Origin of the sequence: Curtobacterium sp. JUb34 (genome assembly GCF_003755065.1) — a bacterium.
In the GTDB taxonomy this organism is placed as follows: domain Bacteria; phylum Actinomycetota; class Actinomycetes; order Actinomycetales; family Microbacteriaceae; genus Curtobacterium.
Genome location: NZ_RJVH01000004.1, coordinates 82,223 through 94,621, shown reverse-complemented (window position 1 = coordinate 94,621; position 12,399 = coordinate 82,223). Strand labels below are relative to the sequence as shown.

The following is a 12,399-nucleotide window of genomic DNA, read 5'->3' as shown; positions in this document are numbered from 1 at the left end:
GCACCCGTCCAGCCGCTCGTCTCGATCATCATGGGGTCGGACTCCGACTGGCCGACGATGCGCGCTGCGGCCGACATCCTGGCCGAGCTCGGCATCCCGTTCGAGGCGGACGTCGTGTCGGCGCACCGCACGCCCGACAAGATGACCCGGTTCGCCCGCGGCGCCGCCGAGCGTGGCATCCGCGTCGTGATCGCCGGTGCCGGTGGCGCCGCGCACCTGCCGGGCATGGTGGCGTCGATGACGACGCTGCCCGTGATCGGCGTGCCCGTGCAGCTCGCACGCCTCGACGGCCTCGATTCGCTGCTGTCGATCGTGCAGATGCCGGCCGGCATCCCGGTGGCGACGATGGCGATCAACGGCGCCGCGAACGCCGGCCTGCTCGCCGCGCGGATCATCGGGTCGTCGGAGCCTGCCGTCGCCGCCCGCCTGACCGAGTACGCCGACGGCCTCGAGAAGCTGGTCGAGGAGAAGGCCGCGCGCCTGCGCGACTCCCTCTAGGACCCCGGTACCGCAGCGCGCACCCGGCTCCGTCGTCACACCTCCGCCCTCGCCCCGGCCGCCGTCGCACGCGCGCCTGAGCTCCTCCGCTTGCCGCACGCCCCGAGCTACCGTCAGCCCCAGAACGGGGGGGCCGCAAACCGCCGCTGACCAGCACTTCTCGGCGTAGACGGAACGTTCTGCAACCCCCGCGTACTGGGGATAAACCGGATCTGTCAACCCCGCGCGCGGGCTGCATTTCGCAACTACGGTGAACGGCGGGTGGTCGAGATCCGGCCTCCCAGCACCCACGGGAACGGGTGCGAACCGTCACGTCAGGGAGTGACAGCTCATGCAGAAACGCGCAACCAAGCGGGCCGCACTCACCGTCGTGCTCCTCAGTGCCGCACTCGTCGCAGGACCGCTCGGAACAGGAACCGCAGCGTCCGCCAGTTCGGCACCGATCGGGAACGTCGGGAACTTCAAGCAGACCTTCCGCGAGAACTTCAGCACGGCGGCGGCGGCCAAGGGGAAGTTCGCCAAGACCTACGCGAAGTCGTGGCAGCCCTACCCGGACGGCACCGGCGGCATGTACTACTCGGGCGCCCAGATCAGCTCCCACAACGGGTACATGGACGTCAAGCTCGACGGCAAGCACGGCGCCGCCGGCACGTTCGGCACCCCGTCGGGCGCGTGGGGGCACAAGGGCGGCAAGTTCATCGTCCGTGCCAAGGCGACCGGCGGCGACGGGAACGGCGCCGCGTTCATGCTGTGGCCGTCGTCCGACAAGTGGTCGGACGGTGAGATCGACTACCCCGAGGCGAACTTCGACCAGCAGCCGATGCTGCACCACCACTCGATGACCCCCGGCCAGGAGGTCAACGCGACGAGCCTGAGCACCGGCGTCTCGTGGCGCGCATGGCACACGTACTCGATCGAGTGGATCCCCGGGAAGTCCGTGCGCTACCGCCTCGACGGCAAGGTGATCAAGACGATCACGAAGCACGTGCCGAAGACCGCGCACCGCTACATGTTCCAGGTGGGCAACTGGGGCGCCACCGGCCACCTGTACATCGACTGGGTCAGCACCTACACGTACAAGAAGTGACGTGCCGCCGGCTCAGAGGTCGGCGTGCAGCTGCCAGGTCTCGGCGGCGGAGTCGCTCCAGTCGTACATGCGAGCGCGGTCCGGACCGGCGACGGCGAGCTGCCCGGCGAGCAACGGGTCGTTGACCACCTGGTAGACCGCCTGTGCGATCCGCTCCGGGTAGGACTCTCGCGGGTTCCGGGCGACGGTGACCCCGGCGTCCGACGCGACCTCGGCCACGGCGGGGTCGTCGGAGTGGATGACGGGGGTGCCGAAGCTCATCGCCTCGATCACGGGCAGGCCGAAGCCCTCGGCGAAGCTCGGGAACACGAACACGGTGGCCCGGTCGTACACCACGGCGAGGTCGGCGTCGTCGATCCGGCCGAGCACCTTCACGCGGTCGCGGGCGAGCCCGGCGCGCTCGGCCGTGCCGTACACGTCGACGTCGCCCCAACCGTCCGGGCCGGAGATCACGAGCGGGATGTCCGCCGGTGCGTCGGGGTGCGCGAGTGCTTCGATGAGGGACCCGAGCGCCTTGCGCGGTTCGAGCGTGCCGACGGCCAGCACGTAGCGGTCCGGCAGGCCGAGGCGTTCGGCGCGCAGGTCGGCGTCGACGGGCAGCCGCAGCCGACCGCTGGGGGCGCCGCCGATGACGCGCAGCCGGTCGTCGAAGCGGTGGATCTCGTTCAGGGCACTCGCCACCGCGTGGGTGGGCACCACGACGGCGTCGGCGTGCTTCCATGCCCGCTTCACCATCGCCTTGTGGAAGTGGACACCGCGGGGCGTCAGGGTCTCGGGGTTCGTCCACGGCACGGTGTCGTGCACGGTGACGACGGTCTGCCGACCCGGGTCCTGGAACCGGTCGTGCTTGACCAGGGGAGCAAGGACGCTCGGCGCGTGCACCATGCCCTTCGCGATGCCACCGACGAAGCCGCCCTGCCACGCCAGCGACAGCTCGCGACGGGCCAGCGGCAGACGCTGCAGGTCGGACAGGCCGGGCAGCAACGTGCGCAGGTGTGCCATCTCGTCGGAGCTGACCGCCGACACGACCCCGGCGACGTCGCACCCGCTCGGCGCGTTCGCGACGAGGTGACGGGCGAGCTCTTCGGCGTACCGCCCGATGCCACCCGGGACGGGCGCGACGACCTGGTCGACGAGGACGTGGAGGGTGGTCATGGTGCTGGTCTCCTCGTCGTGGTGATGGGGCCGAGGACCGGCCCGGCGCCCGGCTGCCCGACCCTACCAGGGCCGGTGGGCTGCCCCCTGAGCGCCGCTGGCGGGGCGCGGCAGGGGACCGAGACGGGAGGCCCGGATCACGTTCGCGACGCGGCGGACGTGATCCGGGCCTCCCGGTCGACTGCCGTGCTTACTTCGTCAACGCTCCTGCGGCCACCGCGGCGCGCAGCGCCTCGCGCCAGTCGCGCATCGGCACGAGGCCGGCGCGCGACCAGCCGTCGTGCCCGAGCACGCTGTACGCCGGACGCGGCGCCGGACGGACGAACGCGGCGCTGTCGGTCGGCAGGACGCGCTCGGGGTCGAGGCCGAGCTCGGTGTAGATGGCACGCGTGAAGTCGAACCACGACCCCTGTCCGGCATTCGTGCCGTGGTAGACGCCCGCGGGGGCGTCGACGTCGACGAGCTCGACGATCCGCGCGGCGAGGTCGCCGGTCCACGTCGGCTGACCGACCTGGTCGGTGACGACGCTCACGGTGTCGTGCGAGCCGGCCAGCCGGAGCATCGTCGCGGCGAAGTTCGGCCCGTGCGCGCCGTAGATCCACGCGGTGCGGACGACGTACGAGGTGTCCGGGGCGATCTCGCGCACGAACGCCTCGCCCGCGGCCTTGGTGCGGCCGTAGGCGTTGATCGGGTCGGTCGGGGCGTCCTCGGCGTACGGGGCGGTGCCGTTGCCGTCGAAGACGTAGTCCGTCGACACCGTGACGAGCTTCGCGCCGTGGCGGACCGCGGCCTCGGCCAGGAGCTTCGGGCCCGTCGCGTTGACGGCGTGGGCGTCGTCCTCGTGCTCCTCTGCATCGTCGACCTTCGTGTACGCGGCGGAGTTGATCACGACGTCGTGCCCGGCGACGGCGGCGTCCACCGCGGCCGGGTCGGTGATGTCGAGCTCGGCGCGGGACAGCGCCGTCACGTCGCGGCCAGCGAGGGCGGCCTGCAGGTCACGGCCGAGCATGCCGGCGGCGCCGGTGATGAGGTACTTGGTCATGCGATCGCTGCGCGCTCCTTGAGCGGCTCCCACCACGAACGGTTGTCGCGGTACCACTGCACGACGTCGGCCAGGCCCTGCTCGAACGGGACCTGCGGCTCGTAGCCGAGCTCGGCCCGGATCTTCGAGATGTCGACCGAGTAGCGCAGGTCGTGCCCGAGGCGGTCGGCGACCCGGTCGACGTACGACCAGTCCTTGCCGGTCGCGTCGAGGAGCAGCTGCGTGAGCTCCTTGTTGGTGAGTTCGGTGCCGCCGCCGATGTTGTAGATCTCGCCGGCGCGGCCGCGGGTCAGGACCATCGCGATGCCGCGGGTGTGGTCGTCCACGTGCAGCCAGTCGCGGATGTTGTTGCCCTCGCCGTACAGCGGGACGTGCACGTCGTCGATCAGGTTCGTGACGAACAGCGGGATGACCTTCTCGGGGAAGTGGTACGGCCCGTAGTTGTTCGAGCAGCGCGTGATCGAGAGGTTCAGCCCGTGGGTGCGGTGGTAGCTGCGGGCGAGCAGGTCGCTGCCGGCCTTCGACGCCGAGTACGGCGAGTTCGGCTCGAGCGGGCGCTCCTCGTCCCACGAGCCCTCGCTGATGGAGCCGTAGACCTCGTCGGTGGAGACGTGCACGAAGCGCTCGGTGCCGTGGCGGAGCGCCGCATCGAGCAGGCGCTGGGTGCCGACGACGTTCGTCTCGACGAAGATGCCGGAGTCGCGGACCGACCGGTCGACGTGGGACTCGGCGGCGAAGTGCACGATCGCGTCGACCGTCGGGACGACCTCGTCGAGCTTCGCGGCGTCGCGGATGTCGCCGTGCACGAAGGTGTAGCGGGGGGAGTCGGCGACCGGGGCGAGGTTCGCTTCGTTGCCGGAGTAGGTCAGCGCGTCGTAGACGACGACCTCGGCGCCCTCGAGGCCGGGGTACGCGTCCTCCAGGGTGCGGCGGACGAAGTTCGAGCCGATGAAGCCGGCTCCTCCGGTGACGAGGATCTTCACGAGTTCTCTTTCCTGACGGTCGGTTCGTGGGTCGGCGGCGATTCTAGCGGGAGGCCGGTGACGGGGGTGGTCGTGGTGCTCGGCACGGCGGCCGCGCGCCAGACGAACGCGACGGCCGCGACGGCGGCGACGATGAACAGCGCGCCGGCCACCGCGATCGGGACCGGTCCGGCGAGCGAGCCGCCGGCCATCGCCGACAGGCCGCCGGGGGTCACCCGGAACTGGACGTTCTCCCACGCGCCGCGGTACGCGGTGCCGATGCCGTACAGCGCGATCGCGAACGAGCCGACGGCGGCGATCCGGGCGAGCCGACGGCGCAGCTCCGGGTGCATGACCAGGGCCCGCCACGCCACGGCCTGCGACAACACGAGCGCGACGACGGCCACGAACAGGAACCGGCCCTGCAGGCCGTTGCCCTGGTGCGTGCCGAGGTAGTTGCGCCAGTTGTAGGCCAGGGTCGCGACGACGACGAGCGCCGGCCAGACCAGGGCGATCGTCATCACCCGGCGTCCTGCGCCGCGGCGGGCGTACGACCAGCCGAGGGCGACGAGTCCGACGATCGCCAGGGCGTCGACGACCATGGGCGGCAGCGGCCACTGGTTCGCGCCGAAGTCCCCGAAGAACGAGGCGGTCAGGCCGTCCCACTGCCGACCGGCGAACGCGCCGGGGTTCGCACCGCCCGACGGGTACGGCTGCACGGTGGTCACGCCGCGCAGGGCGTCGGGTAGCAGGGTCCCGCTGACGAGCAGCGTGCGGACCCACCACCAACCGGACACTGCGGCGGCAGCGACGACGACGACACCGGCGTGCAGGGCGGACCGGCGCCACGGGCGCTGGTCGCGCCGGTCAGTCGCGGTGCGCTGGTCGCTCGCGGTGCGCTGGTCGCGGGCCAGCACGAACACGAGCACGACGAACGGCACCGCCAGCAGGCCGAGCGCGCTGATCGCCGCCAGCCCGGTCACCGCCACGGCCAGACCGGCCGTCGTCCACCACGACCGGTCGCCGGTGAGCACGCGCACGCTCAGCCACACGAGCACGGCGCCGAGCAGGATCATCGGCGCCCACGACGTCACGCCGGCGGCGACCTGTGCGAGCTGCGGCACCGCGAAGAGCAGCAGCGGCGCGACCAGGGCGGTCCGCGGCGACCGGGTCACCCGGCGGACGGTCGCCCACACGAGGACGGGCAGCGCGGTCACGAGCGCGACGTCGAACAGGCGCAGGACGAGCACCGAGGTGGCCCAGTCGTGCGCGCCGAACCGGATCAGGCGCAGGATGCCCGCGGCGACGAGCCAGTACGTCGGCGGGTTCTGCGACATCGGGTCGATCGCGGGGGAGTCGCCGGGCACCGCCGCCAGGAGCGCGTCGACCGTGGGGCGGTCGACGGCGGGCACCGGGTGCTCCACGATCTGCCGGACCGCGGCGAGGTAGTGCATCTCCCCACCGTGCGGCCATCCGAGGCCGAGTGCCAGCCGGAACGCGGCGTCGACGTGGGCGGGCTCGTCGGGGGCGCCGAACGCGGGGGTGAGCAGGGCGAAGCTGAGCAGCAGGCCCAGCCACGCGACGGTGGTCGTCCCGAGGGTGATCCACTCGCGGCGGGCGGTCACGCCGTCACCTCCGGCCGGCGCATGAACCGCACGAGCAGGACCGCCGTGGCGATCAGCGCCACCGCGGCCACCGCGGCGAGCGTGAAGTTCCCGCCGGCGGCGAGCATGCCGTACTGGTCGAACTTGACGATCGAGAACTCGTCGATCCAGAACGCGGCGTCGCGGCCGAACGCCCGGAGCGCGTAGACGACCCCGTACAGGGCGATGGCGGTCGCCGCGACGGACATGCCGACGGCCAGTCGTGTGGCGCCGGCCGCTGTGACGGTCACACGCCGCCAGGCCAGGGCGCTCAGGGCGATGAGGGCGATGAGGGTGGGGTAGTAGTACCGGCCCTGGGTGCCGGCGACGATCGTGTTCCGCACGTAGCCGCCCCAGCCGCTCTGCATGTGCAGGGCGATCAGGATGACGGGGTACGACGCCAGCACGATCGCGGGCCGCAGCGACGGGCCGCGGCGGAACGCCCAGATGACGATGCCGGCGACCGAGACGATGGTCAGGCCGTCGATCAGGAACTGGGCGAACTGGAACTGCGTGAGGCCGCCGACGCTGCCCCAGAACGTACGGGTCACACCGTTCCAGTAGTCGCGCAGGAAGACCTCCGGGCTGGCGGCCGTGTCGTCCGGGAACGGCATCGACGGACGGGCGTACGCCATGCCGTCGGGCTGGATCGCGTGGTACACGAGGATGTTCCGCAGCCACCACCACCCACCGACGACGCCGGCGATGCCCAGCGTCCAGAGCGTCCGGAGCACGTTGCGCCACACGGTCGCTCGGGTACAGCCCGCCGCCATCACGGCGATGCCGACGAACGGGACGGCGGGCAGCGCGGTGCCCTTCGTCAGCAGCATCGCGCCGAGCAGCAGGCCGATCCACACCGTGGTCCGCACCCGCTGGTCGCCGGTGAGCAGCCGGACGACGAAGTACACCAGGGCGCCCGCGAGGGGCAGCATGAGGGCGTCGTTCGTGACGGAGGTCCCGATCGACGCGACCTCGGGGACCGCCAGGATCGCGGCCCCTCCGACCAGCGCCGCCCGGGGCGAACCGGTCAGCCGACGCACGGTGGCCCACGCCAGGAACGGCAGGGGCAGCACGAGCAGGGCGTCGAACAGCCGCAGGGCCATCACGGCGTGATCCCACCGCAGGTCCTCGAAGTGCACCAGGTGGAGCACCCCGGCGGCCAGCGCGTAGTAGGTCGGCGGGTGCTGCGACATCTGGTCGATGCTCGTGGGGTGCACGCCCGGGAACTCGCGCAGCAGCTCGCCCCACGTCGCGTTGTCGGCAGCCGGCTGGCGCAGGTTGCTGATCTGGGTGTCGTGCGTGGCGTTGAGGTAGTGCATCGCGCCCGGCTCCGGCCAGGCGTCACCGATCGCCAGGTGCAGGACGGCGTCGACGTGGGTCGGCTCGTCCGGCGCCTTGTAGGTGGTCGTCACGATCGCCCAGACCCCCAGGACGGCGGCGAACGCGATCGTCAGGGCGATGACGACGACGCGCTCGGCACGGCCGACCCGCGGGCGGGCGACGGTACCCGACACGGCCGGGGCCGTGTCAGTCGCCATACCGCTGCAGTTTCTGCAGGTCGAGCTGCTCCTCGGCCAGCGTGCGGTTGAGGCGGGTGAGGTCGGCGACGACGCCGATCACGATGGAGAGCAGCGCCGTGATGAGCAGCACCACACCGAGGATGATCGACTGCAGGTGGTTGCCGGGGGTCTGCATCGCGAGCAGCACCAGGTACCGGACGAGCGGCCAGAGCCCGAGCCCGCCCAGGATCACGCTGACCCAGGCGAACAGCGCCATCGGCCGGTACATCAGGTAGACGCGGGCGATCGCCGAACCGGACTCGAACATGTGCTGGAAGATGTTGCTGAACAGCCGGGACTCGCGCGTCTTCGGGTTCGTCGTGATCGGCACCGACGCGATCGCCAGGCGCTTGTAGCCCGCCTGCACGATGGTCTCCATGCAGTAGCTGAAGCGCGTCACGATGTTCAGGCGGATCAGCGAGTACTTCGAGTAGGCGCGGAAGCCGCTCGCGGCGTCGGGCAGGTCGAGTCCGGCGGCGCGGCTGGCGACCCACGACCCGAAGCGCTGCATGAGCTTCTTGAAGCCGGAGAAGTGCTCGATCGTACGGGTCTGCCGGTCGCCGATGACGATCTCGGCCTCCTTGCGCAGGATCGGCTGGACGAGCTCGGCGATCTGCGCCTGCGGGTACTGGTTGTCGCCGTCGGTGTTGACGACGATGTCGGCACCGTGCAGCAGGGCGTAGTCGACGCCGTCGCGGAACGACCGGGCGAGGCCCATGTTGGTGGTGTGGTGCACGAAGTGCTTGACGCCGTGTTCCTTGGCGACCTCGACGGTGCGGTCGGTGCTGCCGTCGTTGATGACCAGGATCTCGATCTCGTCGATGCCGTCGATCTCACGCGGGATCGAGTCGATGACGCTGGCGAGGGTGTTCTCCTCGTTGAGGCAGGGGATCTGGACGAATAGCTTCACGGGCTCGCTTGGTCTCGTTTCGGGAGTCGCAGCGCGCGGGGCGCGGGGCACAGAACCAGGACAGCCTATGCGATGCGCCACCTTGCTAGGCTTCCCCGGTGCAGATCCGCGAACTGAAGATCCCCGGCGCGTGGGAGTTCACGCCCGTCCAGCACGGCGACGCACGAGGAGCATTCCTCGAGGCGTACCGGGCCGACGTCCTCGAGGAGACGGTCGGTCACCCGCTGGACCTCCGCCAGGTGAACATGTCGATCTCGTCGGCCGGCGTCGCGCGGGGCATCCACTACGCCCTCGTCGCCCCGAGCCAGGCGAAGTACGTCACCGCCGTCCGTGGCGCCTTCATCGACTACATCGTCGACATCCGCGTCGGTTCGCCGACCTTCGGGCAGTGGGACTCGGTCCGCATCGACGACGTCGACCGCAAGGCCGTGTACCTCTCCGAGGGCCTCGGCCACGCGATCGTCGCGCTCGAGGACCAGTCCACCGTGAACTACCTGGTCAGCGCGCACTACAACCCGGAGCGCGAGAAGGGGATCACGATCCTTGACCCGACCGTCGGGCTGGAACTGCCGGACGGCATCGGTGAGCCGGTGCTCTCCGAGAAGGACACGAGCGCCCCGACGCTCGAGGAGGCCGCGGCCGCCGGTCTGCTGCCGACGTACGAGGAGTGCGTCGCGTACACCGAATCGCTCCGGACGAAGAAGTAGGGAACGGGTCACCGTATGAAGGGCATCATCCTCGCCGGCGGTTCCGGCACGCGCCTCTGGCCGATCACCAAGGGCATCAGCAAGCAGCTCATGCCGATCTACGACAAGCCGATGGTCTACTACCCCCTGTCGACCCTGATGATGGCCGGCATCCGCGAGGTCCTCGTCATCACGACGCCGGAGTACAACGAGCAGTTCAAGGCCCTGCTCGGCGACGGCTCCGCCTTCGGCATGGAGATCCAGTACGCCGTGCAGCCGTCCCCGGACGGACTCGCGCAGGCGTTCGTCATCGGCGAGGACTTCATCGGCGACGACAGCGTCGCGCTCGTCCTCGGCGACAACATCTTCCACGGCACCGGCCTCGGCACGAACCTGCGGAAGAACACCGAGGTCGACGGCGCGACGATCTTCGCGTACCACGTGGCCGACCCGAAGGCCTACGGCGTCGTGGAGTTCGACGACGACTTCACCGCCGTCTCCATCGAGGAGAAGCCGGCCGAGCCGAAGTCGAACTACGCCGTCCCCGGCCTGTACTTCTACGACAACAAGGTCATCGAGATCGCGAAGACGATCGAACCGAGCGCCCGCGGCGAGCTCGAGATCTCGACCGTCAACGAGCGCTACCTCGAGGCCGGCGAGCTCGGCGTCCAGGTCCTCGACCGTGGCACGGCCTGGCTCGACACCGGCACGTTCGAGTCGATGATGCAGGCGTCCGAGTACGTGAAGGTCATCGAGGACCGCCAGGGCTTCAAGATCGGCTGCATCGAGGAGATCGCCTGGCGCAACGGGTGGATCGACGACGCGCAGCTCGCCGAGCTCGCCGCACCGCTCGTCAAGGGCGGCTACGGCGTCTACCTCCAGCGGCTCCTCGGCGCCTAGCACCGCCCGTGGCGTCCGGTTCTGGGTGGTTCGGTCGGCGTCGTCGCGACACGACGGCGACCGGCCACCCCGACCGGGAGGCCCGTCCCGCGTCCGCGACAACGGCTGACGTCGTCCGCGTGGCCGGCTTCGACCGTCCCCTGCCGCACCTGGACCAGGTCGTCACGGTCCTCGTCACGACCCGCTCGGACCGGCACACCGAGGTCGCCCGCCTCGTCGCCGTCGCCCGCGAGGCCTTCGGCCGTGGCGCCGACGTCCGCGCCGTGAGCTACGTCGCCGACGCCTCGCCGCGCGACCCGTTCGGTCGTCGCCTGCCGTGGGTGCGGACCGTGCCCGTCGACGGCCTGGGGTCCGCGATCAACGCCGGCCTCGCCGCCGGGGTCGGACGGGTCCTCGTGCTCGTCGACACCTCGGTGATGATCGACGCTGCCGGCCTCCGGGCGCTCGCCGAGACCGGAGTCCACCGCCTGGTGCAGGCCTCGGTGCGCACGGCGGACGGTTCGGCGCGGAACGGTGCACTGCTCATCCGTCCCGGCGCACTCCCGTGGTCGGACGACCGTCCGTTCGGCACGGGGGAGTCGGTGTTCGGTGCCGATCAACCCGTGCTCGCTGTGCCCCGGGCCGCGATCGTCGCTGCGCCCGTGCTCACGGACGAGCCGACGACGCTCGTCGGGTGGACGCACGCGTGCGCTGTGCGCCAGCGACCGCAGTCGGGTCCCACGATCCTGGTGGAGGACGTCGGCGAGACCGTCCGACTCGCTGAACCCGGGCGGACGATCGACGCCGCCACCGTGGACGCGTTCTCGGCCTGGCGGGACGCGAGACGGGACTCGGTCGACGGCCGGGGTGCTGCAGTCTCCGCCGGGCCGCCGTTGCCGCCGTGGGGAGCGCGACCCGTGACACCGGTCCGCCGGACGACCGGCAGCGCCACCGGTCCGCTCGCCTGGTCGCTGAAGATCGCCGCGCCGGCCGGGCCGGAGGGCGACGGCTGGGGCGACGTGCACTTCGCGGCCGAGCTCGCCGGGGCACTCGAGCGCCTCGGGCAGCGCGTCCGGATCGACCGGCGTGACGCCCATGTGCGGGACGACGACGCCTCGGACGACGTGACGCTCGTGATCCGCGGGCTCGACCGGGTGCCGCCGAACCCGGCGTCCGTCAACCTGCTCTGGGTGATCAGCCACCCCGACGACGTGTCGGACACTGAGCTGCGGTCGTTCGACGCGGCGTTCGCGGCCGGCCCGGTCTGGGGTGCGACGGCTGCTGCGCGGTCGGGCGTACCGGTGCGCACGCTGCTGCAGGCGACCGACCCGTCGGTGTTCCACCCCGGAGCGCGTTCGGCGACGAGTCCGGAGGCCGACCGCGTGGTGTTCGTCGGCTCGACCCGCGGGACCGCACGCCCGGTGGTCTCCGATGGGGTGGCGCTCGGGGCGGACCTCCGCGTGCACGGGCCCGGCTGGGAAGCACTCGTCCCCGCGGAGTCACTCGGGGAAGCATCCCTGACCCGAGCCGAGGTCGCGACGGCCTACGCCTCGGCGCGCGTGGTGCTCAACGACCACTGGCCGGACATGGCGGCAGGTGGCTTCGTGTCGAACCGGGTGTTCGACGTACTGGCGTCCGGGGGAGTCGTCGTGACGGACGAGGTCGCCGGGCTACCCGAGCTGCTCGACGTTCCGACGCTCGCGGTCGCGCGTTCCCGTGACGAGCTCGCCGCGCTCCTGGACCCGTCGTACGCCTGGCCGACTGCTGCCGAGCGGGCCGCGGTCGCGTCGCACATCGCCGCCGAGCACTCCTTCGACGCCCGAGCCGCCGTGCTGCTCGAGGCGGCCCGTACCGAGCACGCCCGCCTCCGCGCCTGACCCGTCGCTCCGCGTCGACGAGTCCCGTCCTGAGCTGCGCCCCGCCGTGGTCATCGCGCCCCGAAGAGGCGGGGCGCGATGACCGTGCCGGGGCGCGCCCG

General features: G+C 71.4%; 11 protein-coding genes. 5 read left to right on the top strand and 6 right to left on the bottom strand.

Annotation, left to right across the window (positions count from 1 at the left end):
- The first annotated feature begins 30 nt into the window (after positions 1 to 30).
- Both purE and EDF63_RS14425 read left to right on the top strand, forming a co-directional pair.
- Positions 31 to 498, top strand: coding sequence for a 5-(carboxyamino)imidazole ribonucleotide mutase (gene purE, locus EDF63_RS14430; protein ID WP_185021477.1), 468 nt, complete (start codon positions 31 to 33; stop codon positions 496 to 498).
- Positions 499 to 829: 331 nt separating this feature from the next.
- Positions 830 to 1,585, top strand: coding sequence for a glycoside hydrolase family 16 protein (locus tag EDF63_RS14425; protein WP_123313727.1), 756 nt, complete (start codon positions 830 to 832; stop codon positions 1,583 to 1,585).
- 12 nt (positions 1,586 to 1,597) lie between these two features.
- Here the strand turns inward: EDF63_RS14425 and EDF63_RS14420 are convergent, their stop codons facing one another.
- The 6 genes from EDF63_RS14420 to EDF63_RS14395 form a co-directional block, all read right to left on the bottom strand.
- The gene (locus tag EDF63_RS14420; protein ID WP_123313726.1) at positions 1,598 to 2,740 is read right to left on the bottom strand and encodes a glycosyltransferase family 1 protein; all 1,143 of its coding nucleotides are present in this window, start codon (positions 2,738 to 2,740) and stop codon (positions 1,598 to 1,600) included.
- Between the two features lie 190 nt (positions 2,741 to 2,930).
- A complete protein-coding gene (gene rfbD / locus EDF63_RS14415; RefSeq protein WP_123313725.1) occupies positions 2,931 to 3,782 on the bottom strand; it encodes a dTDP-4-dehydrorhamnose reductase in 852 nt (283 codons plus the stop codon).
- Positions 3,779 to 4,765, bottom strand: a complete 987-nt coding sequence (gene rfbB / locus EDF63_RS14410; protein ID WP_123313724.1) for a dTDP-glucose 4,6-dehydratase — start codon at positions 4,763 to 4,765, stop codon at positions 3,779 to 3,781. The genes rfbD and rfbB overlap by 4 nt, the downstream gene beginning before the upstream one ends.
- Positions 4,762 to 6,369, bottom strand: coding sequence for a glycosyltransferase family 39 protein (locus EDF63_RS14405; protein WP_123313723.1), 1,608 nt, complete (start codon positions 6,367 to 6,369; stop codon positions 4,762 to 4,764). Before EDF63_RS14405 ends, rfbB begins: the two co-directional genes overlap by 4 nt.
- On the bottom strand, positions 6,366 to 7,925 hold the full coding sequence (locus tag EDF63_RS14400) for a glycosyltransferase family 39 protein (protein WP_123313722.1): 1,560 nt from the start codon (positions 7,923 to 7,925) through the stop codon (positions 6,366 to 6,368). The genes EDF63_RS14405 and EDF63_RS14400 overlap by 4 nt, the downstream gene beginning before the upstream one ends.
- Complete coding sequence (locus EDF63_RS14395; protein WP_111086000.1) at positions 7,915 to 8,856, bottom strand: glycosyltransferase family 2 protein; 942 nt, start codon at positions 8,854 to 8,856, stop codon at positions 7,915 to 7,917. Before EDF63_RS14395 ends, EDF63_RS14400 begins: the two co-directional genes overlap by 11 nt.
- 98 nt (positions 8,857 to 8,954) lie before the next feature.
- Between EDF63_RS14395 and EDF63_RS14390 the strand changes: the two genes are divergently transcribed.
- The 3 genes from EDF63_RS14390 (at position 8,955) to EDF63_RS14380 (ending at position 12,298) form a co-directional block, all read left to right on the top strand.
- The gene (locus EDF63_RS14390; RefSeq protein WP_123313721.1) at positions 8,955 to 9,563 is read left to right on the top strand and encodes a dTDP-4-dehydrorhamnose 3,5-epimerase family protein; all 609 of its coding nucleotides are present in this window, start codon (positions 8,955 to 8,957) and stop codon (positions 9,561 to 9,563) included.
- Between the two features lie 15 nt (positions 9,564 to 9,578).
- Positions 9,579 to 10,442 (top strand): glucose-1-phosphate thymidylyltransferase RfbA, encoded by an 864-nt coding sequence (rfbA, locus tag EDF63_RS14385; protein ID WP_111085998.1) that lies wholly within the window; start codon positions 9,579 to 9,581, stop codon positions 10,440 to 10,442.
- A 119-nt stretch (positions 10,443 to 10,561) separates the two neighbouring features.
- Positions 10,562 to 12,298 (top strand): glycosyltransferase, encoded by a 1,737-nt coding sequence (locus tag EDF63_RS14380; protein ID WP_123313720.1) that lies wholly within the window; start codon positions 10,562 to 10,564, stop codon positions 12,296 to 12,298.
- The last annotated feature ends 101 nt before the right edge of the window (positions 12,299 to 12,399 follow it).